We start from the raw sequence: 24,973 nt of genomic DNA, 5'->3' as shown, positions 1-24,973 counted from the left end.
CGTTATCAATCAACACGAGTTCCATAACTATAGGCATTTGTGGTCTCTTTAACAAATTACGGCATCGGGGTATAATCGGCAAGAACCTGCATTGGGGACGGGGTACAACTGGTCACATTATACATTTGACGCCATCTTTGGCGTTGAAGATCTATTTCTTCCTCTGTTAAATCAGGCATGTTGTGAATCGCTTCAGATATTTCTTGTACGTACGAGTCATTGTTGCTGATTTCTTTAAGAAGGCGTACATCAGAAGATGGTAGCACACGGAGAACATCATCAGGTGATTGTAAAAAACCTCCGACCGGTATATCGAACCCGAATTTTTCCCATAGTGGGAGTTCCTGAACACCAATCGGATACTTGAGCAATACCAGTTTTATGCAACAATGTACGATTTGCTTCAGTAAACGAATGTTTCTCAAAAAAGCCTGTTCACCAAACGTATTGAAGTTTGATTTACTTTGGCCTGTGGAGCTATATTTATAGCCTTTTATATGCACAAAGTCACTAAGTTCTTCATAAAGTTGCCTCGCTTCTTTACGAATAGGCCGCTTAGTACTAAAGATAGTAAAATTGGGTAGTTGAAGCAGTTTGTCGAGTGTTTGTTTAAAATGTGGGGTGGAATTATTAGATATAAACCAGGATCGAATTTCTTTGCGAGCTTGATCCTCGCGATCAAAATAGAGACCTATCACTACTAACTCTAATGTGTTTCTTAAAGAAAAAAGAGCATGGCGATAGAAGCCTTGTTTGCTCAATTCAGTTGAGTTTTCAAGTTCTGCATAAGCCTCGGAAAAAGGGAAAAAGTTGCCAGATTCGTGACTGTCGTTGTAATGAGGAATCAGGTCAATGAGTTCGTAAAAAGAGAATACATGGATTCCAAGTTCCCCTAAAAGATTCGGATTATCTTGAAGATATAAAGATGTTTCCTCATATACTTTAATTATTTTTTTATGGTCATTAATTAACATCGTTGCAGTTACTTCGCTTTAGTGGATAGTGCAGAAGTTGCGACACATGCATCCTTTGTAATGGGCGACAAATGGCACTGGTATCTCAAGATTTGGCGTTGACTTCAGCAACAGCTTTCAAGGTCTGCGTCTCGACGTAATCGGGATTATTGTCCCTCATTTTGTCCCGGAGCTTGTCAACTGCAACGAAGTCCTTTTCGTCGTAGTCTTCAGTGAAATAAAGCGCGGTTTCCATCCATCCAGATTCATGTAACCGTCCCAGCCCTTGATCCTGCCGCAGTTCCCGCACATTGGGAAGATCGACAACCGGGCGGATAATAGCATCAGAAGAATCTTCCAGGCGGCACACTATAGATGTGTTCTCAAACGTCTGATCGTTCATGACAGTCAACAGGGTTGGCGCATGGGTCGTGGTGATTACCTGAATACCTTGCTTCGCGGTTTGCCGTTCAATCAAATCCATCAACAAATGCAGCCGTGCTGGGTGAATGTCGGTGTCGATTTCTTCAAAGAAATACAGGCTCTTGGGATTTTCGCCGAGCAACACGGCCAGCATGGCGAGAAAACGCAATGTACCATCCGATGCACTATAGGCGGATACTTTTCTGCCGTTTGCCTCGCAGAGCCTGAGATGGACTCGACCACTCGGATCTCGCGGAAACTCGAAATCTTTGACATCCATGGGCGTGAGTTCGTGTACCCAACTTGTCAGAATTTTCTTTCTCCTGGAATCGGTGCAGATTTCCTCCAGTACAGTCGGCAAATTCTCACCGAAATTACCCAGCATTTCCGCGCCAGGGAGAGAGGGTTCTCGCATTCGGTCCGGCGACAGTTCAGGGAAGTGTATGTCAGATAGGATGTAATTGATCCATCCCATCATTGATATAAGCTCGACAGGTACTTTATTGCGGACTGCTTCAACTCGGAAATACTCCATAAGCTGCCTCAAAGCTGCTTGATTTGATTCAAGCAAAATCTCTTTCTGTTCCCTATCCCACACGCCGCGAACCCTGAGATTCTCCCCGGCACTTTGAGCTGTGAAAGACGTCTCTGATTCGACTATGAGTTTTTCTTTTTTTATTTCAAATTCATCGGATTTTCTTTTAGCGAGACCGACCTCAATCATATACTGCGCCTTCTCAGAATGTGGACCTCCATCGCCCCATAATATCTCAACCTCAATAGAAAACGTTTCTTGTCCAAAGCGGATGATTTCATTGGCTGCGCCACGGATCGGTTCCCATTCGCGTTGACCACCAGGGCCGTATTTCCCGCCGATGATCTCCGCCAGGGTATAGTCGCGGCCTATGCCGTGTAGGAAGCGGAAGGCGTCGCGGATATTGCTTTTGCCGCTGGCATTTGCACCCACGATTACGGTGAATGGGCCTACGCGCAGGGTTTCGTCAGCGAAGTTTTTGAAATTTACGAGTCGAATCGATGTAATCATCGGAGTTGCTCCGGTTGACTATTTACACGTTGGATTTGAGATACGTATGCTCTAAGTCATCCTTAGGCTGCCATCCCAGAATGCGTTTGGCTTTTTCGTTTGAGAATTTCTGGTGCGGTCGGTTTGCAAAGATGTTGAAGACTTCGCATTGCGATGGGAGGGTTTTGAGGTCGATGGTCAGGCCCGGTAAGAATGCGGCTGATGCATCGCGCCAGGTTACGAGGAATGGGCGGTTTAGACCGGGTCTTGACAGGTCGTCGTGGTAGCAGAAGATGTAGAATAAGTAACACAGTACATAGACGTCGCTCTGCTCGGCAAAGATTCGGCAGATTTCTTGTCCCAGGCCCTTTGATAGGGCGTATAGATTTGTGCTGGGTTTGGGGGGGACATCGGGACCGATGTTGTAATCCAATGCCTCGTAGGGTGCGCCCTGTACGGTGAAGTGCGGTCCTGTGTTGATGACCCGCGGGATTCCGTGTGCGACTGCTGCGCGCATGATGTTGTAGCATCCCAGGGTGTTGACATCAAAGGCGATCTGGCGGTGGGGGCGCAAGACGGATAGGTTGATGATTGCGTCCATGCCCTCTGCGGCGCGCGCGACTGTATCGGGATCTGATACATCGACGATCATCATGTCGTGCGGGGTGTCAAATGGTTCCAGGTCCGTTAAGCGCAGATCTACATGTCCTTCCAGAGCTTTGACTACGTGCGGTCCCAGCTGGCCATTGCTTCCGTAGATTACGACTTTCATTTTTACCTCATTGTTAAAGGCCCAATGTTTGCTTTGCCTGGTTTGTGGGGAATCGGGCATTTCCAACGTCTGATTGTACGTGCAATACCTGCCACATGGGTCCGTTGGTTACGAGTGCTTTGCCAATGGCTTTTACTGCGTCTTCTGTTGTCAATGCTGTGTCGCCATCGCCGTCTATGTCTCCGAATCGCAAGCAGGTTACGCGGACGGAGTGCTCTCGCGCAAATTCTCGACAGGTGAATTCACCCAGGTAGCGCGCCATGGGTGCCGATTCTGTTGTGGGGCGCGGTGCCCAGACTTCTGTGACGTTCCAGTTGGGATCACATGACGCGAATAGGCTGAGGGAACTGATATAGATGACGTGGGGGACGTTTTTCTCTCGTGCTGCGTGCATGATGTTATAGGTACATCGGGTTTGGAAGTCTATTTCCCGTTCGTCATTTTTCAGTTCTTCGGGCAGTTCCGCGAGATGCACTATGGCGTCCATGCCGTGTACGAGGGATTCTGTTTCTCCTTCGTGCCCGAGTTCGCATTTAACAAAGTCGCAATCTGTTTCTACTTCTACGAGATCTGTCAGGACGACCTTGTGTTCTTTTGCCAGATCCGCTGATAGTGCCCGGGATAGTGCTGTTTTGCCCGAGGTGATCAATACGTTCATGGGTTACTCCTGTTTTTATTAGACGTAGCGTCCGATGTTTGCTTCGTCGTAGTACTTATTCACATTTGGTATTTCGCGCATGCCGTGCCAGACGCCGCGGAACAAGGTTTGGCGCTTTGGGGGCATGGCGGCAATGACTTCAGGCGGTGGGCATTTTTTGCCCCATTTTGCATTTACGGTGTTGTAACAGGTGAATAGGCTCAATCGGTCCCATTCTTCGTTGCCCCATGTTGTGCCCGTATGGCACAGGGCTTCGGTGAAGATTACTGCGGATCCCGCAGGGCATGAATACGTGTCCCACAGGTCGCTTTCGCGTCCACTGAGGGTTTCAGGGCGCGGGAATGCGGCTTTGTGACTGCCCGATAAGAACATGGTGCCGTCGCCTTTTCGCACTTCATTTAATTCCCAGACGACGCGGATCAATCCCGCGTGAATTTTTCCGGGTTGCATCTGATAGATGTGCGAGTTGCCGCAGAAGTTGAAGTATCCACCCCCGCCATGGGGGCGAAAGTTGTCGTGACCGGCTCGTCGATGGCTGGTGTATGTATGGTCGAACCGAAATCCGTAGCAGTCTTCGGTTGCCAGTGCCTGATGTGAGATGATTTCGTTTAATACGCCGACTACGACCGGGTGGTCGAGTAGGATTTGCGATGCGCCGCCGTGGTTGTCGCGTTCGTCAGGGGGCAGTGTTTCGCTTTCGTTCAGAAATTTCATCTGGTGTTCGCGTATGGGTATGAGTTCTTCTTCGGTGAGCAGGCCGGGCAAACAGATCCATCCCTTCAGGTCAAATGTGTATTTCTGCTCTTCACTCATGGGCACGACGGGCAAGCCGTCGGCATTGGTCGTGGGTAATAATGGGTTAGACATAAAAATGCTCCTAAAAAATGGTTATCAAAAAGCCCGTAAAACCCAACAGCTTTAGCGTTGGGAGTAGTCACGTCCTCAATAATTCCTTCCACTGATCCTCCTCTACCAGCACTCCTTTTTCCAGACTCTCGCGTCGCGTTCGCAACATGCCTTCGCCGGGATAGCGCGCGGATTCGTGAACGCCGTGCAGGTCGTCAATGATGCCGTTTACAATGCGTTCACACAGCTCTTGTCCGTTTAATGATGTGACGTCAATTGCAATATAGGTTTGCGATACGGCGTGTTCATCGCCCTGTGCGCCGATGTCGTGCGTTGTTTGACCGGCTGATAATAGCGCGGCGAGGGTGTCGAGTACGATCGCGAGTGCCGATCCTTTCCAGTAGCCGATTGGGAGTGCGCGTTTTGAATCGAGGATGGCGCCGGGGTCGCAGGTCAGATTGCCATCTGTATCAAATCCGCCAGCGATGGGCAGGGTCTCTCCTCGCGCTTGCAAGACTTCCAGTTTGCCATTGGAATACTGGCTCATCGCCATGTCCAGGAGGATGTGTCCCTCTTTTCTGGGGATGGCCATTGTCATGGGATTGTTTCCAATGCGTTTTTCCGTTGCGCCCCAGGGCGGCATGAGTGGGGTGGTGTTGGTCCAGCACATGCCGATGCATCCCGCATCGGCGGCTTGCAGTCCGTAGGCTCCGGCGCGCATCCAGTGATTGGTGTTACGCAAGCCGATGCATCCCATGCCGTTTGCTTTTGCGATTTCTATTGCGCGTCCCATTGCGAGATGGGCATTGACCAGCCCTATTCCCATTTTGCCATCCCATTGTTCTAAGACGCCGAGCGCTTTTACGCATTCGGGTTCGGCTGTGCCGTCTAATCGCCCTTCGCGCAGTTTTGCCAGTAGTCCGGGAAATCGGTTCAGGCCATGGGAATAGACACCGTCGCGCTGATTTTCTGCGAATAATCGCCCGCATAATTCCGCGCGGTCCTGCGACAATCCCGCTTTCAGGAGTGCGGCGACAAATGCGTCTTTTAATTTTTCAAAAGGAACCCGTGTTTGCATTAGATGTTTCCTCCAATATCTCCCAATTTTCGATACAGGTCCTTTTCCAGCAAGGCGGCGCCTGCTCGCGCATTGTCTATTACTTGCTCGACTTTTGTTGCGCCGGGGATGACGACGGGATTGGATTTGTGCGAGATGACATACCGGAGAGCGGTTTCCACGAGTTTTGAGTCATCTCCAATGGTTTGTCTGATAGTCTCCAGGCTGTCCAGCATGTCTTCGTATTCTTCGCGGTCGGATTGTCCCGGGTTCCAGTCGTCGCGCACGGTGTCGCCAAATACGCTTTCGCGGTTGTATTTGCCGGATAAGACGCCTTTGGCCAATGGGCCTCGCACGAGGATGCCCAGGTTTTTTTCTGTGCAATAATCGAGAAATTCCGCTTCTGGTTCGCGGTTGAGGAGAGAGTAATCCACTTCTACTACGGCGCAGATGCCGTTTGATAGTTCATAGAAGTTTTTCAGCACATCCAGGCTGTTGGTCGAGATGCCATAGGTGCGGACAAAGCCCTCTTCGCACAGGGTATCAAAGCCTTCGATGTAAACGGTTGGGTCTTCAATGCTACCTTCATGGCACAACATGACGTCGATCCGGTCGGTTTGCAGGCGGCCCAGGCAGGCGTGTCCGCACAGGCGAATGGCATCAACGCCTGTCTTTGGCACAGGTGCCCCGGTGCGACTCCCCCAGTTGCCGATTTTGCTTACGATGATCAGTTTGTCGCGCATGGATGGTGTCAGGGTTTTGCCAATGCGCAATTCGCTCATGCCGTTGGGGATGCCATAAGATTCGGCAGCGTCCAGCAGGTTCATGCCATTGTCAATGGCGGCTAATATAATATCGGTTGCCTCCTGATCGCTCAACTCGCCCCACTGATTGCCCAGGTTCCATGTTCCCAATCCTACGACGGAAACGCGCCATCCCGTTTTGCCAAATGTTCTATAGATCATTTTGTCTCCTGTTTTTATTTTTCCAAATAGGATAATCTTTTTCCAAAATTCGCGCGGGCCAGTACCCATACCACGCATATCCGGTTCGCCTTTCCAGGGCGACCTGTGATAGAGAATAGACTTTGTTGCCGTCCCGGTTGGCCATGAAGGGGCGGTTTGTACCTATTTCGTGAAAGCGCGCCCACAAAGGCGGTGCGTCCGGGTCTTTGACAACGACGAGGTCTGTGATTGCCGTGTGATTTCTAAAGCGCGTGGGGGCTATTTCGATGCGCTTGAGTCGAATGCCTTCTATTTTTGCGTCGTGAAACCATTGTACTGCACTTTCGATTGCGTCTATTATTTCGGGGCTCGGATTTTCAATACGCATTAAAAAATGCACGATCTTCGCCGTTTGTCCCGCTGTAATGGACGGCAGTTCATAGGTGCGCGCTTTTACGGGTTCATAAGTTGTATGATCGTGTTGCTGACTCCATCCCGTTTTTTTGCCTTTGACGACGATCTGACATTTCAGGGTTATATCAATTGCCCGGTGCAGTGCGGCTCTGGCTTTGGTGTGCAGTTCATCACTTATCCATGTAAATTGAGGCTTGCGGTCTGCGATATCTTTCAATAGGGTCATTATGCCAATCATTACGCCATCATTATATGTAATGGCATCTACATCCCAACCACGCCATCCACCTGTGGGGTGTTGCTTGCGGAATATATAGTCCAGACCCCGTTCGACTGCATTGCGATATCGATCCAGGTCAGTCGCAATGTACACCTTTGCCAGATAATCGGTCTGTGAGTACGTGTTGTGATTGTCAAATGTGCTGACCATCCGCCGTTCGCCTTTGATTGCTCTGACTGTATCGGGGTCAATCTGCGCCTGCCAATCTACATTGTTGGGCCAGCCACCATCTGCGTTCTGGTAAGCGAGCATGTTTTCGGCAATATGGACAATTTGCGAGGGATCGTACATCGGGTCGTTGCGATCGCGTCCGTATCGCTTGCGCCAATGACTCATCCCGTCTCTCAATGGGTGAAGGTCAATGGCTTCATAGGTTTGCGCTTTGGCTGTTTCAATCCTGTCATTGGCTTGACAAAGCCCAATAGCGAGAAAATAGAAGATTAAAAATACGCAAATTTTCATCTTTTTTATCCATCTTCTCGATAGCCCAATACGACGAGCAGACACGAACCGTCGCCGATTACCGAAAGTCCCAGTTCTTCTCCCATTGAAATTGCGGTTGTGCTCTCAGCACCGGGTTGCATCCATACGTGTTGAATGCCCGCTTCGCGAGCTTGAGGGATTATGGTTTCTGTCACGGGCGGTGGTGTGATGATTGAGATGCCGTGAACGGGTTCGGGAAGTGAATTCAGGTCGGGAAAACAGGGTTGTCCCTCGATTTCTGTTTCTTTGGGGTTGATGGGATAAGCCGTCAATCCGTGTTGTAGATAACATCGCAAGATCTTGTTGCCGTATTTTGCCCGGTCTCGCGATGCGCCGACTACACCGAATGTTTTTCCCTTGAGAAATTCGTCAATTCGTTCTGGGATTGTCATTGGAGGCCTCATTGATTTAATGGTATTGAGGAGGTCAACGGCCATGTTTAAGATATTCGAAATATAGCAGAAAATCCACGTTGAAAAAGGGTGCTGTCTTAAAATTTTATCTGTATAACAAAATAAAAAATTAGGGATCAAACGTCCCTAAATAGTGTATCGATCATTCCTGATGATAGCGATATATCGTTTTTTTACGATATATCGCTATTTTTATATAACCTGTTGTAATAAAAAAAGTTATGCATCATTTCGGTTGATTTTTATGATATATCGTGAAAATTATGAAATTTAGAGAAATTAAAAATGTTCAATAAAATCAATATGTTATATAAATAATTAGAGTTGGCACGGATATTGCTCCTTTCAAATAGTCTGTAGTAGCTATGCCAGTTAATCCATCTACACTATCTCGGGAGGGAGATAATATGTATAAAAAGCCTTTTATCTGTGTACTCTTCACTTTTCTCGCGTTGTCCGCCTCTCCAACTCTTGCCCAGCACTCGGTGGCGCGGCAGTGGAACGATGCCTTGTTGACGGCGATTAGCCATGATAAAGCCTTTCCCACAATCCAGGCACGCAATCTTTTTCACACCAGTATAGCACTGTACGATGCATGGGCGGTGTACGGCGATGGACCCGAGCAGACTTATTTGCTGGGTAAAACCGTCAATGGTTTTGCTGTTCCTTTTGCCGGTGTGCCCCGTCCCGATGATGTAGAGGAGGCCCGCCACGAGGCTATGAGCTATGCGGCTTATCGCCTCATAGAACATCGCTTTGCCAATTCGCCCGGCGCGAGAACGACGTTCAATCGCATTGGCACGCTTATGGTACAACTGGGATACGATCCAAATTTCACCTCCACAGACTATGCCAGCGGCAACCCTGCGGCTCTGGGCAACTATATCGCCCGGCAATTGATTCAGTTCGGCTTGCAGGACGGGGCCAATGAGCAAGGCGATTACCGTAGTCGCTATTATACACCCCTCAATCCGTCTTTAAATCCCTCCCGCACGGGACATAACGGTCTTATCGATCCCAATTTCTGGCAGCCTCTCATCGTTGGAGAATACGACGATTTTCTCACGCCAGAATGGGGTTCCATGATGCCCTTTGCCCTCGGCGAAGAGGACATGACGATGTACCAGCGGGACGGCATTAACTATCCAGTTTTCCACGATCCGGGGCCGCCGCCCTGTATAGACTTCCAGCAACAAAACAATGGGCGCGCTGGACAGAGAATGGCGTCTGAAGAATATCAATGGGGTTTTGCTCTCGTCGCGCTGTGGTCGTCCCATCTCGATCCGGCTGATGGCGTCCTGTGGAATATCTCGCCCGGTGCTATCGGCAATGCCCCAACATTGCCGCAGACGTTGAGCGAGTATAAGGCGTTCTATAACTTTTTCGATGGCGGTGATGCCAGCCAGGGCCATCCGGTTAATCCCCACACTGGGCAGCCCTATGAAGACCAGTGGGTGCCGCGGGCTGACTACGCCCGGGTGCTGGCTGAATTTTGGGCCGATGGTCCAGATACCGAGACGCCGCCGGGCCATTGGTTCAGCATTCTCAACTATGTCAGTGACCATTCGCTTTTTGAGAAGCGTTTTAAGGGACAGGGACCGATTCTCGACGATCTGGAATGGGATGTGAAGGCATACCTGGCTATCGGGGGAGCTATGCACGATGCCGCGGTGAGTGCGTGGAGCATAAAGTCATGGTACGATTATGTCCGTCCTATTTCGGCCGTTCGCTGGCTGGCTGATCGTGGTCAGAGCAGCGATCCCGACCTGCCGCGCTATGACCCGGCTGGTCTGCCGCTCGTCGATGGCTATATCGAGTTGGTCAAAGCCAGCGATCCCCTCGCTGGCACATACGGCGAGCATATTGGCAAAATCAAATTGAAGGCCTGGCGCGGTCCGGATTATGTCAGGGATACGGCGACTGATATCGCCGGCGTGGGCTGGGTATTGGCCGAGAACTGGTGGCCGTATCAGCGGTCCAATTTTGTGACGCCGCCTTTTGCTGGCTATGTCTCGGGGCATTCGGTTTTCTCGAATGCCGGTGCCAGAGTTTTGACTTTGCTCACCGGCGATCCGTTTTTCCCTGGGGGAATGGGCGAGTTTCGCATCCAGCGCAATCGCTTTCTCGTTTTTGAAGAAGGTCCCAGTGTGGATGTGGTGCTGCAATGGGCCACGTATCAGGACGCCTCAGATCAGAGTTCTCTCTCGCGTCTGTGGGGCGGCATCCATCCACCTGTGGATGATATTCCTGCCCGTATCATCGGTGTCCAGGTTGGCGAGGATGCTTTTGCACTGTCTGAAGAGTATTTTGGTCAGCCACTACCCTGGGCGCCTGATGCGCCTGTGGTGACGGGGTCATCGGCGATTAGTGTGACGGTGAATTGGGAGGCGCTTCCCACGGCGATTATGGGCTATGATTTGCGCTACCACCAGGGCGATATTCTGGTCTTTACGGACGGTCCGCAGGATGTGACCGGGACGAGTGCGACTATTACAGGGCTTAGGCCCAATACCGCATACGTGGTGCAGGTGCGGGGGAGCAATGCGACAGGCGATGGCGACTGGTCACCCGTGGGTGTTGGTAAGACGGCCACGCCGTCTGTTTCTCTGGATGTGGATGATGCTGAAGCAGATCAGTCTCTGTCTGTTCTCGATGTTTTTCCCGGTCGGGTTTTCTCTATCCAGATTTTTGGTACGTATTTTCAAGCGATAGATAATTTTTCACTGCGTTTTGAATACGATGCGACGCAGGTGGTTTATGAGGGATTTAGCAGGGGTAGTGTATCTGGCACCTCGGCTCTTTCCGGAAGGGGTTTTGTGAGTATAGGAATGACGTTGTCGAAAGAAAATCCAGTGGTTGATGGCAGTTTGATGGGCACCATTCGCTTTCGCACCACAGAGGCGTTTTCGGGTACAGACATACGTCTGATACGGGCGAAAGTTTTGGGAGAGGAATACGCCGAGGTACTACCCGTAGATCTGAATATTGCCCTGGGCAAGGCTGTCCCGCCTTCTCCGGACTTTGACGGCAATGGGATTGTGGATAGCTTCGACTATGCGCTTTTTTATAATGCTTTTGGGTCAAGGGTAGGCCAAGAGGGATATGAGTCAAAATACGACCTGGATGGCGATGGCGAGATTGGAATTTCCGATTTTCTGATCTTTGTGGAGAGCTTTGGCAAATGATGCACAAGTGCCGGTGGTTTTTAGGTGATTAGTTCCGAAATTGTTTTTTGTGGGAGAATATTATGAGCAAAGAAAATGTAGAGGTAGTACCAGATATAGAAGTCTATATTAAAATTATGGAGGAAATTAAACAGAGGGTAGATGTTGTATTACGACTGCATAAGGGGGAATTGTTTGTGGCGTATCGGGCTACGCAGGTTGAATCAATGATACTTCAAGTTCGTAAGATTTTAGAGTTAATAGTACTGGCGTCGTTGTCTGCAAATAAATCAATTTTTGAGCAAAACAGGAAGAAATTTGAAGATCATTGGCGTCCTAAAGACATAATTAAGGATATAGAAAGCATAAATCCGGGCTTTTATCCTATACCAGTTGAGGAAAAACCGTCGGAAGATGAAGGAGTTGTGGATCTGGTTGATGCAAAAACAAAGTTTATGGATCGGGTGCAACTTCTTTTCGTTTATAGCGAGTGCAATAGATGTTTACATGCATCAAATCTGTACGGGGAAGGTATAGATTATGAGTATTATATAAAAAAAGTGTCTATATGGATAGATTGGATTGTTGGGTTGCTCAAGACTCACAAGATAGTACTTTTGAATGACGATAACATATATCTTGTGCGTATGGATGTAAAGGGTGAAGTACGCATATAGTTTTGTGTTGGAACGAAATTTTTAGGGTATTTTTTTCGGCACTATTGAATATAATTCCCAAAAATTAAGAAACACCGAGTTTATATCTGTTTAATCTTTCGGAAATAATCAGACTGTAATTTTTACCCCGTCGCGATCATCGGGTATTGCGATGGGGTAAAGTTTTTATAGAGTCAAGAAAAGGATTTCTCGACTACGACCTGCTTAATCGGGTATCAACTTGTTGAAAGGAGGCTTTTTGTAGTCTAACCTATTCATTAAGAAGATTTTGTTTTTTCGATGTATCACAAACCATACACACTGGATGGAGGTATCATACGTATGAAAAAGTTTTTGAATATTTTGTTTGCCGTTGCCCTGCTGTGCACTACAGGTCTTTCTGTTCATGCAGAGGAGACGGTTAAGCTCGGCGTGTTGCACTCTCTGAGCGGGACCATGGCTATCTCTGAGGTTTCACTGCGCGATGTCGTGCTTATGGCTGTTGGAGAGATCAACGCCAGTGGCGGCGTGCTGGGGAAGAAGATTGAACCCGTGGTTGTCGATCCGGCGTCGGACTGGGATCTGTTTGCCGAGAAGGCCAAAATGCTGCTTCGGGAAGAGAAGGTCGCTGTGACTTTTGGTTGCTGGACTTCGGTTTCGCGCAAGTCTGTTTTGCCGGTTTTTGAAGAGAGCAATGGTTTGCTCTTTTATCCGGTTCAATACGAAGGGGAGGAGTGTTCTCGGAATATTATTTATACGGGTGCTACACCGAACCAGCAGTTGATTCCCGCTGCCGAATATCTGATGAGTGAAGAAGGGGGTAGTTATAAGAAGTTTTATCTGCTGGGTACAGACTATGTTTTCCCGCGTACTGCGAATAAGATTCTTCGCGCTTTCTTGCTGCACAAGGGTGTGCCCGAAGAAAATATTATTGAAGAATATACGCCTTTTCACCATCAGGACTATCAGACCATAGTTCAGAAGATCAAACGCTTTGCAGCAAATGGCGATGCGGCTGTTTTATCTACTATTAATGGCGATTCCAATGTTCCGTTCTACAAGGAATTTGCCAATCAGGGTCTCACGTCGGCGATGTGCCCGATTATGGCGTTTTCTGTTGCTGAAGATGAATTGCGCTCGATGGATACGGAGTTTCTCGTCGGTCATCTGGCTGCCTGGAATTACTTCCAGTCTATTTCCTCTGCGGACAATCGCGCATTTGTGAAGAAGTTTAAGGATTATTGCGCGGCAAATGGGTTGCCCGGTGGTGCCAAGCGGGTTACAGATGATCCCATCGTGTGGTCTTATGTGGGGGTTTATCTGTGGAAGGCCGCAGTGGAGAAAGCCGGTTCTTTTGATGTTGATGCCGTGCGTCCCGCGCTTTACAGTCTCAAGTTTGACGGTCCGGGCGGTACGGTGATGATGGATCCGGTGAATCACCATTTGCACAAGCCTGTGCTGATTGGCGAGATCCGCAAGAACGGTCAATTCAAGATTGTATATGAGACCGATGGTCTCGTCGCTCCCGATCCCTGGGACGATATCACGAGTGCGGACAAAGATTGCGATCATGTCAAGTACATGGGCACCTATATGCTCGGTCAGTAAAAATTTGGGCGGGCAACGAGTTGCGCCGCCCACAAAACAGGAGAAAAAAATGAAAAAACTGTTGCTGCTTCTCGCGCTGCTGGCTTTTTCCGCCACTTCGTCATTTGCTCAGATCAAAATTACAGATAACCTCACGGTTACGGGATTTTTCGATATGTCGTCAACGTATGATACGGCAACCAAATCCAATAGTCTGTCTTTTGATCAGTTTGAAGTTGACTTTATTTACAATTATGGACACGGGCTGTCAGCCCAGGCTGATATCAATAGCCTCAGTGGTGGCTCTGTTGATCTCGAGCAGGCTTTTGTGACTTACAAAGCGCCGAATGGCGTTAGCATTACGGGCGGTAAGTTTTTGAGTTGTTCGGGTTGGGAGACCGCGGAACCCACGGGTCTGTATCAATATTCTTATTCTGCGACGCTTGTCTATGGTGGTTATCAAAATGGCGCCGCTGTGGGTTTTGGCAATGGCATGGTCGGGTTCTTTGGTTCTGTTGTTTCCAGTGTGTGGGATGGGACCGATACCAGCTTTGACGATCTGGGTTTTGAAGCACAGGTTGCTTTTACACCTGTTGAAGCATTTACGGCGAAGGTCGCGTATCTCTGGGAAGATATGGGTGGTTTTGAGCAGTCGCTTCTCAATGCCTGGGGAATGTATGCCACGGGTCCTGTGACACTGGCTGCGGAATACAATTATCTGGCGAACTGGGGGGAAAGTGGCAATGGTGGCTATGGCTGGATTTTGATGGGCAATATGGCTTTGTCCGACAAGGTTGGTGCCACGGTGCGCTATAGCGGTCTGGATACAGATGCCGATGGAAAGTTTACGGAGATTACTTTTAGTCCCAGCTACGCGATTACCGATAACTGGGGTGTGTTGGCCGAATTGCGTCGCGATATTGATTCCGAAGTGACCAGGTTTGCTTTTGAATCTATTTTTACGTTTTAATTTTATACCTCCCACAAAAGAGGGATGCCGCTTTCCTCTGGTCTCTCCCAGGCGGGCGGTGTCTCTCGCTGTGGTGGTGCTGACTTAAACACATGAAAATACAACGCCACAATTTTTTGCGCTCTATCTGTGCGCTGGTTTTCATTCTGAGCGCATCTTCCGTCCATGCACAGATGGATCACCAGTTGCAACTCGGGCGCATTGTTAGCAATAACCGCGATAGTATTACAACGGCTGTCAAGGCTATTTCGGATGCACAAGATGTCGCTTATTACGCCTTGATGGTCGCGCTTTTTAACGGTGAACTCTATCTGAAGAATAACGAACTCGTCATTATCGGCGAAATGCAAGAAGACGATTATGGCGATACCTTCGCCCCGCTCTATACCGCCTATCCCAAACGCCATCCCATTTTAGACGATGAGGGCAAGCCCCTTATTGCGCCGCTGATCGATCTGGAAGAGATTGATAGCAACCGCCGCATCCGCGCGCTTATTCAACCCTTTCTCACGCAGATGGAGATTTTTCATCCGGATCCCGGCAAGCGCCGCGTTGCTGTAGAGACGCTGGGCAATCGCGGTGGTCTGGGCGCGATTGCCATGTTGCGCGATGCTCTGGAGAAAGAAACGGATAGTAGTATTCAAAATTTGATGCGCGTTGCTCTGGGCAAGCTCGAACTCGCACATCCCAGTCCCGAAGTTCGTCTCAATGCGGCTAAAGCGCTGGGTGGACTCAATAATACATTTGTTCTTTCTTTTTTGCGCGCGCGTGTTGAACCCGATGCCAGTGGCAATATTGCCGAGTTGGATCCCGCGGTTCGGAACGAGATACGAAATGCGATTCAGGGGTTGGAAACTTTTAACCAGATTATGATGGTGATCCAGACTGCTTTTGTCGGTCTCAGTCTGGGGTCTATTTTGATTCTGATTGCGCTTGGTCTGGCGGTTATTTATGGGCAGATGGGTATTATCAATATGGCGCACGGCGAGTTTATGATGGTTGGGGCTTATTTTACGTTTATTGTTCAGAATATTTGTATGATTGTCCTGCCCGCTGCGTATATCGATCTGTTTTTTTTGCTGTCTTTGCCGGTTGCATTTCTCGCGGCTGGCAGTATGGGTTTGCTTGTGGAGTCTCTGGTTATTCGCCGTCTTTACAATCGTCCGCTCGAGAGTTTGCTGGCTACGTGGGGGATTGGTCTTATTCTGGTGCAACTCGCGCGTACGATTTTTGGCGATCTCACGGCTGTCAAGCTGCCCCAGATTCTCAGTGGTGGTTTCGAATTGGCGCCGCAGGTTATGCTGCCGTATAACCGGATTTTTATTATTGGTCTCACGGCTGTTATTCTGATTGGTTTGGCCGCGTTTTTCTTTAAGACCCGGTTTGGCCTTCGGTTGCGCGCTGTTACACAAAATCGCGAGATGAGTGCTTGTATGGGTGTTCCCACCCGTCGCGTTGATGCGATTGCGTTTTTTATCGGTACGGGTATCGCAGGGATCGCGGGATGGGCTATGACGCTTATTGGCAATGTCGTGCCGAATATGGGGCAGACCTATATTGTCGATGCTTTTCTCGTGGTTGTCGTTGGCGGTGTTGGAAAAATTTTGGGGACTATTGTGGCGGGTCTCGGTATTGGTGTTTCCAATAAGGTTATTGAACCCTTTGCCGAAGCCGTGTATGCCAAGGTTCTCATTTTGGGTCTTATTATCCTCTTTTTACAGTTGCGTCCCACAGGTATCTTTCCCGCGAAGGGGAGGGATGAATAGACGAGATATTTTATGACTTATTACCGTCCCATTATCGTATTCCTTCTCTTTGGCATTGCCGCGCCCGTGCTCAATGCTATGGGGTTGCTTTCTGATACGACGTTAAATCTCTGGGGTCGTTATTTTTGTTTTGCGATTGCCGCTCTGGGGATTGATCTGATCTGGGGATATACGGGTATTCTTTCGCTTTGTCAGGCTTTCTTTTTTTGTTTGGGTGGGTACGCGATTGGGATGCATATGCTGCTCAAGACGGGGACGCAAGGGGTTTATGGGAGTGCGTTGCCCGATTTTATGGTGTGGAATCGCGTGGAGCAATTGCCCATCTTTTGGGAGCCTTTTCACACTTTTACATTTGCGTTTATTCTGGCGCTTATGGTTCCGGCGATTATTGCGCTTATTTTTGGGTTTCTGGCTTTTCGCAGCCGGCTCCAGGGAGTTTATTTTGCCATTATTACGCAGGCGCTTGCCCTGGGGGTCTGGCTTATTTTTTTGCGAAATGAGACCATGCTCGGCGGTACCAATGGGTTGACGGATTTTAAGACGTTGCTCGGTTTTGAGTTGGCCGATCCGGCGAGCAAACGCGGTCTTTATATCATTGCTTTTGTCACGCTTTTTGTTTCCTACTTTTTCTGCCGGTTTATAGTGAAATCCAAGCTCGGTCGCGTGCTTATTGCGGTTCGCGATAGTGAGCATCGGTTGCGTTTTATCGGCTATCGCGTTATGAGCTACAAGGTATTTGTTTTTGTGATGGCCAGTATGCTCGGTGCTCTGGGTGGGTTGCTCTATGTGCCTCAGACCGGGATTATTACACCGGGTCGGATGGATGTGCAGGCTTCTATTGAGATGGTGATATGGGTTGCTGTTGGCGGGCGGGGGACTTTGATTGGTCCGATTATTGGCGCGGTGCTTGTGAATCTTCTCTACAGTTTTTTGACGGGTGCGTTTCCCGGTACATGGCTCTACTTTTTGGGATTCCTTTTTATCGGTGTTGTGCTCTTTTTTCCCGATGGTCTTATTGGTCTGAGGTCTAAGATAGAGATAAGTAGTTTGAAGCGATTTTTTCCCATACGCATCTCAGCACCTGTGCCTGCTGAAAGCCAGGATTGATATGATTTTTGATCCAGTTCTGTTGACTGTTGAAAATTTGCGCGTGTCCTTTGATGGATTTGTCGCGCTCGATATAGATGGGTTTGTCCTGCACGACCGGGAATTGCGCGTTGTTATTGGTCCAAATGGTGCGGGTAAGACGACGTTTCTCGATGTTTTGTGTGGGAAGACCAAACCCGATCGCGGCAGTGCGCGTTTTGAGAAGTTCGGTCTGACGCCTGAGGAGTTCGATTTGACGCAAATGAGCGAAGATGCGATTGTCAAGGCGGGTGTTGGACGCAAGTTTCAAACGCCGTCTGTTTTTACTTCTCTCACGGTGTACGAGAATTTGATGCTGGCGCTCAAGACCGACCGCACGGTTCTCTTTTCACTTGTTTCGCGTCTGTCGGATAAGAATCGCGATCGCATCCAGGCTGTTGCAGAGCAGACGGGTCTGGCTGACCATCTGCATACGGTTGCCGATGCGCTTTCGCACGGGCAAAAACAGTGGCTGGAGATTGCGATGGTTATTTTGCAAGATCCCGAGCTTTTTTTGATTGATGAACCCGCCGCTGGTATGACGGATGAAGAGACGGTTAAGACGGGGGAGCTTCTCGAACGCCTGACTATGAATCACGCGATTATTGTTATTGAGCACGATATGGAGTTTGTGAGACAGATCGCCCGCACTGTTACGGTTCTCCACGAGGGCAAGGTGCTCGTTGAAGGATCGATGGATCAGGTGCAAAATGATCCCCGGGTTATTGAATGTTATTTGGGTAGTGCGCAGCATTGAATGGATGGGATAGGATTTTAATGACGACGATCACAGATACCGCGCTTACCGTTCGAGGTCTGGATGTTTATTACGGCGAGAGTCTGATCTTACGCGATATTGATATGGATATTCCCAGAGGGGCTATTGTGGCGGTTATGGGGCGCAATGGCGTTGGGAAGACGACGCTTATCAAGACGATTATGGGTTTGTTGCAACCTCGGGGAGGGAATATTCTGTTGAATGGGGTGAATATAACGGGGCAGGCACCAGATTTGCGGGCGCGTGCGGGTTTGAGTTATGTGCCGCAGGGGCGCGAGATTTTTCCCAGGCTGACGGTGAATGAGAATTTGCAGATTGGTTTGGAGGCGCGTGCAGATGGTCTTACAACTTTGCCGGAGGATCTGGTTTACGATCTTTTTCCCGTGTTGGCCGATATGCAAGATCGTATGGGTGGGAATCTCAGTGGCGGACAGCAACAGCAACTCGCCATTGCCCGTGCGCTTGTTGGCGATCCGGATATTCTCATTCTGGACGAGCCTACAGAAGGTATTCAGCCTTCGATTATTCTCGATATCGAGAATGTGTTGATCCATCTGAAGGATCAAGGGAATCTCACCATTATTCTGGTGGAGCAGTACTTTGATTTTGCCCGGCAGATTGCCGATTATTTTTATTTGATGGATCGCGGGACGATTGCGTTGTGCGGTTCTGCGGATGAGCTGTCGGATGAGAGTATTAAGCAGTACCTTACGTTTTGAGCAGGGATTTTCCATGTATTTATCGCCCAAAGAAATTGACAAGTTGATGCTTCACAACGCGGGTTTTCTCGCGCAGAAGCGGTATGCCCGGGGCTTGCGTCTCAATTATCCGGAAGCCGTGTCGCTTATCGCGGCACAGCTTCTCGAGTTTATCCGCGATGGCGAGTCCGTTGCCGCGCTTATGGACAAGGGTAAGCAGTTGCTGGGTACGGAAGATGTTTTGCCCGGTGTTCCGGATATGGTTCACGAGGTGCAGGTGGAGGGTACGTTTCCCGATGGGACGAAGCTGGTGACGGTTCACCATCCTATTTGTCGCGTAGAAGGCGATTCTGATCTCGCGTTGTACGGTTCGGGTCTCGCGCGCGTTCGCTCGCCCTGGTCGCCGGATAATACGGTTTCAAAAATGCCGGGTGCCGAGACTACGGCGGTTGAGCCAATTACGCTTAATGCGGATCGGGAGACGATTTCTCTTTCTGTGACCAATACCGGTGATCGTCCGATACAGGTGGGTTCGCATTATACATTTTTTGAAGTTAATCCCGCGCTTTTGTTTGATCGCGAAAAGGCCTATGGCTTCCGTCTCGATATTCCGTCCGGTACTGCCGTGCGTTTTGAACCGGGCGAGAGCAGGACGGTTGATCTCGTGGCTATTGCCGGCAACCGCACGGTTTATGGGGGGAATGGCCTTATTTCGGGGCAGATCGATGAGAATAAGGCAGTGGCTTTGCAAAGGGCGGGGGATGGTGGATTTAAGGGGATTCCAAATGTCTCAGATTGATCGAACCGCTTATGTCAGTATGTACGGTCCCACGACGGGAGACCGCGTTCAATTGGGCGATACCCATCTCGTCGTTGAGGTGGAGAACGATTATACGATTTACGGCGATGAGTGCAAGTTTGGCGGGGGTAAGGTGCTGCGCGATGGTATGGGCCAGGCTACGGGTGTGTCGCAGGATAGGGCGCTGGATCTCGTTATTACGAATGCGCTTGTCGTTGATTATACGGGGATATACAAAGCGGATATTGGGATTAAAGACGGGCGTGTCGCCGGTATTGGCAAGGCGGGTAATCCCGATATTATGTCGGGTGTTGATCCGGATCTCATCGTGGGGGTTACGACCGAGGTTATTGCGGGTGAAGGTCATGTGCTCACTGCCGGCGCGCTCGATGTGCATGTTCACTTTATATGTCCTCAGCAAGTTGAGGAGGCGATTGCTTCGGGTATTACGACTATGCTGGGTGGTGGTACGGGTCCGGCGACGGGGACCAATGCTACGACGTGTACACCGGGGGCGCACCATATTCGCATGATGCTGGAGTCGAGTGATGCTTTTCCCCTCAATTTTGGGTTTTTGGGCAAGGGCAATTCTTCGCTTCCGCAGGGGCTTATTGAACAGATTGAAGGGGGTGCATGCGGGCTTAAACTCCACGAGGACTGGGGTACGACGCCTGCTGCTATTGATTCCTGTCTCTCGGTTGCCGATGAATACGATGTTCAGGTGGCGATTCATACCGATACGCTCAATGAGTCGGGTTTTGTGGAGCAGAGTTGTGCGGCTTTTAAGGGGCGCACGATTCACACGTATCACACCGAGGGTGCGGGTGGGGGACACGCGCCGGATATTATGCGTCTTTGTGGCGAGGCGAATGTTTTGCCTTCTTCTACCAATCCCACGCGGCCTTTTACGGCGAATACGATTGACGAGCATCTGGATATGCTTATGGTGTGTCATCATCTGGATAAGAATATACCCGAGGATGTGGCGTTTGCCGAGAGCCGTATCCGGCAGGAGACGATTGCGGCAGAAGATATTTTGCACGATATGGGAGCGCTGTCGATTATTGCATCGGATAGTCAGGCTATGGGGCGCGTGGGAGAGGTTATTTGTCGCACGTGGCAGACCGCCCATAAGATGCGCGAGCAGCGCGGTGCACTGCGCGGTGATCGGGGGCATGATAATGGGCGTGTGAAGCGGTATATCGCCAAGTACACGATTAATCCCGCGATGGCTCATGGTTTGAGCGATTATATCGGTTCGGTTGAGGTGGGCAAGCTCGCGGATCTGGTGCTCTGGAAGCCATCTTTTTTTGGTGCAAAACCCGAGATGGTGATTAAGGGAGGCATAATCGCATATTCGCAGATGGGCGATCCAAATGCTTCGATTCCCACGCCGCAACCCGTGTATCCGCGTCCGATGTTCGGCGCTTATGGCAATGCTGTGGGTTCTGCGTCTCTCGCTTTTGTCTCCAGGATTTCGCTGGATACGGTTGGGTCTTATGATCTGTCCAAGAGCGTTGTTGCGGTGTCCAATTGTCGGGATATTGGGAAGAAGGATATGAAGCTCAACGATTTTATTCCCGATATTCATATTGATCCGGAGACTTATAGCGTTACGGTCGATGGCGAGTTGCTCACCTGTGAGGCGGCGGAGAAATTGCCGCTGGCGCAGCTTTATAATTTGTTTTGATTATGCTATTCGATCTTCTCACACTTGCCGATAGCAATTTCCCTACGGGTGGATATGCTTTTTCCAATGGGTTGGAGGCCACCAAACAGATGGGGTTGTTGCGGTCTTCTGATGATCTGGATGCGTATCTTCAAACGGTGATTCACGCGACAGCAAGGGGTGAAATTCCGTTTGTTAATGCGTGTTTTAAGGGTGATTTGATTCCCGAAAATTTGACGGATATGCTGCTCGCGTACGACGCGATGCTCACGGCACCGGCGATTGTCCGCGGCAGTGGAGTGCAGGGTCGCAATTTGTTGCGGCTGATGCGCGATTTGTATTTTTCGGATGCAATGGCGCGGTTGCACGAGACGTTGCTTGCACAACCTGTGCCGGCTCATTATACGATTGTTTTTGGTGCGACGTTCCGGATTGCAGGGCTTAAACGCGGGCAGACGTGTCGGATTTTTATGTATCAGTTTTTGCGCGATCAGATCAGTGCGGCTGTTCGCCTGGGGCAGATTGGTCCTCTCGAAGCCGCGCGGTTGCAAAAACGCCATCACAAGACGGCGATTAGTGCTATGACTTCTGTCGCGCAGGTAGATTATAAGTGTGCGACGCGCTGTGCTCCCCAATGGGATATTGCACAGGGTATGCACGAGTATCTGTATTCGCGGTTGTTTCAGAGTTAGAGGATTTGTTATGCACGATCATCACCATCACGATCATTCTCACGAGCCTTTTGATTCTGCCGGTGACTTTGCCCTGCGCGAGTCGGTTCTCTGCGATCGCGATTTTTCTCAGCGCGCGTTTACCGTGGGGGTTGGCGGTCCGGTGGGTACGGGGAAGACGGCGCTTGTTCGCGTGCTGTGCGAAGCTCTGCGCGACCGGTTTAGTCTTGGCGTGGTTACGAATGATATTTTTACGCGTGAGGATGCCGAGTTTCTTTTGCGTCACGAGGCGCTTGAGGCCGATCGCATTATTGGGGTTGAGACGGGCGGATGCCCGCATGCAGCTATTCGGGAAGATATTTCGCTGAATTTGAATGCGCTTGAGGATTTGATGATTCGCTTTGGGTGCGATATCGATTTGCTTTTTGTGGAGAGTGGCGGCGATAATCTGGCGGCGCATTTTAGCAAGGAGTTGGTTGATTACGCGATTTATGTGATTGATGTTTCTGCTGGGGATAAGATTCCCCGAAAAGGGGGGCCGGGGATTACGCAATCGGATTTGCTTGTTATTAATAAGACCGATCTCGCTGATCTGGTTGGTGCAGATCTGGGGGTTATGGCGCGGGATGCAAAGAAGATGCGCGGCGATGGTCCCACGCTTTTTGCCTGTCTCAAACACGGGTCGGGGCTTGACGAGATTATCGAGCATGTTCTCGATGCACGCAGGTCTGTTCTGTCACCTCAGGCGCGATGATGTCTTCCCTCCCTTCCCAAATTGAGGTGACTCGCAATGGCTCCCATTCTGTCCTTACTGCCTGTCGCTCAGTTGCGCCTTTGAAGTTGCTCAATCCCGCCGCACAGGGCGATTATTGCGCTGTTGTGCTTTCCAGTTATGGGGGCGGTATGGTGGAGGGGGATGCGACGACGCTGTGTGTGCGCTGTGGCGAAGGGGCAGCTCTTTATCTGGGTACTCAGGCGTTTACCAAAGTTTATAAGAGTCCCAATGGTATTCCGTGTAAGCAAATAATTGGCGGTGAGGTTGAGGCCGGGGGCCTTGCCGTTGTTTTGCCCGATCCCGTTGTTCCATACTCGCGAAGTGTTTTTGAGCAGGAGCAGACGTGGCATCTGGCGTCTGATTCGTGTCTGGTGCTTGCCGATGGTCATACGGCTGGACGCGTGGCTTTTGGCGAGTGTTTTGGGTACACGAGTTACCGGTCTGATATTACTGTGCATACGGCGGAACGCCCGGTTCTGATCGAGCGCTATTATTCCGAGCCGGGGACGTTGTCGCCGGTACATACGGGTGCGTTTGGGGCTTATGGTGTTGTTTTTAATATTTTTGTTGCGGGTAATTCCGCGCGTTTTAGCTGTTTGGTTGAAAGTCTTTCCCAAGCGCTCGCTCCTTTGTTGAAATTCTCGCAGGATTCTCTATTGCTTTCTTTCGCTTCCCCAAGGCCCGATTTTTTTGTGATACGATCCCTCGCGCAAAATGTCGAGTGCCTTCTTCCTCTCTATACAGCCCTCCGCGATGCAATTGCCCATCCCAATGTTCTCGGTGCAGATCCGCTGGCGCGAAAGTATTGAAGTGGTTAGCAGTCAGTCACCCGGCTCCTAATTTCCAGTATTACTTGATATTGCCAAAAAAATGCGTTAGTTTGAGGTTAATACGCCCATTTATGCGTCATTTGTCTTGTTTTTCTGGCAAAGGAGTTTGGTTATGAAGATCACGAGCGTTGATTTGACTCCCGTTGCGTCGAGGCGTGAGACTGGACATTTGTCTCGTCACGTTATTGTTCGCATTCACACTGATGAGGGATTGATCGGTCTGGGGGAGATGTCCGATGTGAACGACTGGAGTGTTATGTACGATCTCAATGATGTCAAGGGTGCCTACGAGTCGTTGCTCGTGGGGAAGGATCCGTTGGCGTGGCGCACGATTACCATTGAAGCGAGGTCCCGGTTCCGAATGGGTGGGGCGATTCGAGCGGGGTTTGAGATCGGTCTTTTCGATTTGGTCGGCAAGATTCAGGGGCAGTCGGTTGCGGGTGTGTTTGGCGGGGCGCTGAGGGATAAGTGGCGCGTGTGTTATCCGATTTTCAGGAATTATTCCAGGGAAGATGCGGAGGCGAATATTGCGCGCGTCAATCGCCGGATGAAGGAGGGGCAGGATCTGTTTCGGCTGTATCACGGCGGCAATGTGGAGGCGGATGAGATTTTTTTGGATGGGGTGAAGTCGTCCTGGGGCGATCAGTTTGTGTTGAAGTCGCTCGATTTTAGCGGCGCGCACAAGTGGAAACGGGTGGTGCAGGCGCTGGATGTTTTGCTGAGGTATTACAGGCCTTTTCATCTGGAATCAGTCTCTGACCGGAGAGATCTGGAGGGTCAATACGAGGTGCGAAAGCGGATTGATTTGCCCATCAGCGAGCACGTCAGTTCACTGGATCAGGCCTATCAGTTTGCCCGGCACCGGTATGTCGATATTTTTAATATCAGTTTGTCGGGTGCAGGGGGATTTACAAATGCGCTGCATATCGCGCAGGTTGCCGATGCGGCTGGTCTGTCGTGTCTGGTGGGTACGACGCAGGAGCTGTCCATTGGCGTGGCGGCTCAGGCGACGTTTGGTTCTGTGGTGGAAAATCTCGATTATCCGGGCGATCCGACAGGTGGGTTGCTGTATGAGAGCGATGTGGTTAAGGAGCGCATACAATACGAGAAGGGTTATGTGATTTTGCCAGAAGGTCCGGGGTTGGGGATGGAATTGGATGAGGAGAAGGTTGCCGCGATTTCAGAGCCTTTGAGTTCTGTGTCTTAGAATAGGGGGGC

General features: G+C 50.0%; 23 protein-coding genes. 14 read left to right on the top strand and 9 right to left on the bottom strand.

Going from position 1 to position 24,973, the window contains the following annotated elements:
• Positions 1-56: 56 nt before the first annotated feature.
• From OXH16_12160 to OXH16_12120, 9 genes are all read right to left on the bottom strand, one after another.
• Positions 57-974, bottom strand: coding sequence for a hypothetical protein (locus tag OXH16_12160; protein ID MCY3682146.1), 918 nt, complete (start codon positions 972-974; stop codon positions 57-59).
• An 85-nt stretch (positions 975-1,059) separates the two neighbouring features.
• On the bottom strand, positions 1,060-2,421 hold the full coding sequence (locus tag OXH16_12155) for an AAA family ATPase (GenBank protein ID MCY3682145.1): 1,362 nt from the start codon (positions 2,419-2,421) through the stop codon (positions 1,060-1,062).
• A 22-nt stretch (positions 2,422-2,443) separates the two neighbouring features.
• A complete protein-coding gene (locus OXH16_12150; protein MCY3682144.1) occupies positions 2,444-3,172 on the bottom strand; it encodes an NAD(P)-dependent oxidoreductase in 729 nt (242 codons plus the stop codon).
• Positions 3,173-3,185: 13 nt separating this feature from the next.
• Entirely contained in the window at positions 3,186-3,830 is a 645-nt protein-coding gene (locus OXH16_12145) for an NAD(P)-dependent oxidoreductase (protein MCY3682143.1), read from the bottom strand.
• 18 nt (positions 3,831-3,848) lie between these two features.
• Complete coding sequence (locus tag OXH16_12140; protein MCY3682142.1) at positions 3,849-4,697, bottom strand: hypothetical protein; 849 nt, start codon at positions 4,695-4,697, stop codon at positions 3,849-3,851.
• Positions 4,698-4,764: 67 nt separating this feature from the next.
• Entirely contained in the window at positions 4,765-5,754 is a 990-nt protein-coding gene (gene yiaK, locus OXH16_12135) for a 3-dehydro-L-gulonate 2-dehydrogenase (protein MCY3682141.1), read from the bottom strand.
• On the bottom strand, positions 5,754-6,698 hold the full coding sequence (locus OXH16_12130; protein ID MCY3682140.1) for an aldo/keto reductase: 945 nt from the start codon (positions 6,696-6,698) through the stop codon (positions 5,754-5,756). The genes yiaK and OXH16_12130 overlap by 1 nt, the downstream gene beginning before the upstream one ends.
• The gene (gene pelA, locus OXH16_12125; protein MCY3682139.1) at positions 6,688-7,833 is read right to left on the bottom strand and encodes a pectate lyase; all 1,146 of its coding nucleotides are present in this window, start codon (positions 7,831-7,833) and stop codon (positions 6,688-6,690) included. Before pelA ends, OXH16_12130 begins: the two co-directional genes overlap by 11 nt.
• Positions 7,834-7,838: 5 nt before the next feature.
• Complete coding sequence (locus tag OXH16_12120; protein MCY3682138.1) at positions 7,839-8,246, bottom strand: CoA-binding protein; 408 nt, start codon at positions 8,244-8,246, stop codon at positions 7,839-7,841.
• A 428-nt stretch (positions 8,247-8,674) separates the two neighbouring features.
• On the opposite strand from OXH16_12120, the gene OXH16_12115 reads away from it, so the two are divergent.
• From OXH16_12115 to OXH16_12050, 14 genes are all read left to right on the top strand, one after another.
• The gene (locus OXH16_12115) at positions 8,675-11,452 is read left to right on the top strand and encodes a fibronectin type III domain-containing protein (GenBank protein MCY3682137.1); all 2,778 of its coding nucleotides are present in this window, start codon (positions 8,675-8,677) and stop codon (positions 11,450-11,452) included.
• 62 nt (positions 11,453-11,514) lie between these two features.
• The gene (locus OXH16_12110) at positions 11,515-12,108 is read left to right on the top strand and encodes a hypothetical protein (GenBank protein MCY3682136.1); all 594 of its coding nucleotides are present in this window, start codon (positions 11,515-11,517) and stop codon (positions 12,106-12,108) included.
• A 321-nt stretch (positions 12,109-12,429) separates the two neighbouring features.
• Positions 12,430-13,695, top strand: a complete 1,266-nt coding sequence (urtA, locus tag OXH16_12105; protein ID MCY3682135.1) for an urea ABC transporter substrate-binding protein — start codon at positions 12,430-12,432, stop codon at positions 13,693-13,695.
• Between the two features lie 49 nt (positions 13,696-13,744).
• Positions 13,745-14,644, top strand: a complete 900-nt coding sequence (locus OXH16_12100; GenBank protein ID MCY3682134.1) for an outer membrane beta-barrel protein — start codon at positions 13,745-13,747, stop codon at positions 14,642-14,644.
• 92 nt (positions 14,645-14,736) lie between these two features.
• Positions 14,737-16,410: an urea ABC transporter permease subunit UrtB gene (gene urtB / locus OXH16_12095; protein MCY3682133.1), complete on the top strand. Its 1,674-nt coding sequence runs from the start codon at positions 14,737-14,739 to the stop codon at positions 16,408-16,410.
• 12 nt (positions 16,411-16,422) lie between these two features.
• The gene (gene urtC, locus OXH16_12090; GenBank protein MCY3682132.1) at positions 16,423-17,517 is read left to right on the top strand and encodes an urea ABC transporter permease subunit UrtC; all 1,095 of its coding nucleotides are present in this window, start codon (positions 16,423-16,425) and stop codon (positions 17,515-17,517) included.
• Between the two features lies 1 nt (position 17,518).
• Positions 17,519-18,292 (top strand): urea ABC transporter ATP-binding protein UrtD, encoded by a 774-nt coding sequence (gene urtD, locus OXH16_12085; protein MCY3682131.1) that lies wholly within the window; start codon positions 17,519-17,521, stop codon positions 18,290-18,292.
• 20 nt (positions 18,293-18,312) lie between these two features.
• Positions 18,313-19,032 (top strand): urea ABC transporter ATP-binding subunit UrtE, encoded by a 720-nt coding sequence (urtE, locus tag OXH16_12080; GenBank protein MCY3682130.1) that lies wholly within the window; start codon positions 18,313-18,315, stop codon positions 19,030-19,032.
• Positions 19,033-19,045: 13 nt separating this feature from the next.
• Positions 19,046-19,810, top strand: a complete 765-nt coding sequence (locus OXH16_12075) for an urease subunit beta (protein ID MCY3682129.1) — start codon at positions 19,046-19,048, stop codon at positions 19,808-19,810.
• Positions 19,797-21,500 (top strand): urease subunit alpha, encoded by a 1,704-nt coding sequence (ureC, locus tag OXH16_12070; GenBank protein MCY3682128.1) that lies wholly within the window; start codon positions 19,797-19,799, stop codon positions 21,498-21,500. The genes OXH16_12075 and ureC overlap by 14 nt, the downstream gene beginning before the upstream one ends.
• Positions 21,501-21,502: 2 nt before the next feature.
• A complete protein-coding gene (locus OXH16_12065) occupies positions 21,503-22,171 on the top strand; it encodes a hypothetical protein (GenBank protein ID MCY3682127.1) in 669 nt (222 codons plus the stop codon).
• A gap of 10 nt (positions 22,172-22,181) precedes the next feature.
• The gene (gene ureG / locus OXH16_12060) at positions 22,182-22,904 is read left to right on the top strand and encodes an urease accessory protein UreG (protein ID MCY3682126.1); all 723 of its coding nucleotides are present in this window, start codon (positions 22,182-22,184) and stop codon (positions 22,902-22,904) included.
• On the top strand, positions 22,904-23,734 hold the full coding sequence (locus tag OXH16_12055; GenBank protein MCY3682125.1) for an urease accessory protein UreD: 831 nt from the start codon (positions 22,904-22,906) through the stop codon (positions 23,732-23,734). Before ureG ends, OXH16_12055 begins: the two co-directional genes overlap by 1 nt.
• A 133-nt stretch (positions 23,735-23,867) precedes the next feature.
• Positions 23,868-24,962, top strand: coding sequence for a muconate cycloisomerase (locus OXH16_12050; GenBank protein ID MCY3682124.1), 1,095 nt, complete (start codon positions 23,868-23,870; stop codon positions 24,960-24,962).
• Positions 24,963-24,973 lie beyond the last annotated feature (11 nt).

The organism is Gemmatimonadota bacterium (genome assembly GCA_026705765.1).
Lineage (GTDB): Bacteria > Latescibacterota > UBA2968 > UBA2968 > UBA2968 > VXRD01.
Note: the sequence above shows the minus strand (reverse complement) of the source record. Positions and strands in the feature narration are given on the sequence as shown.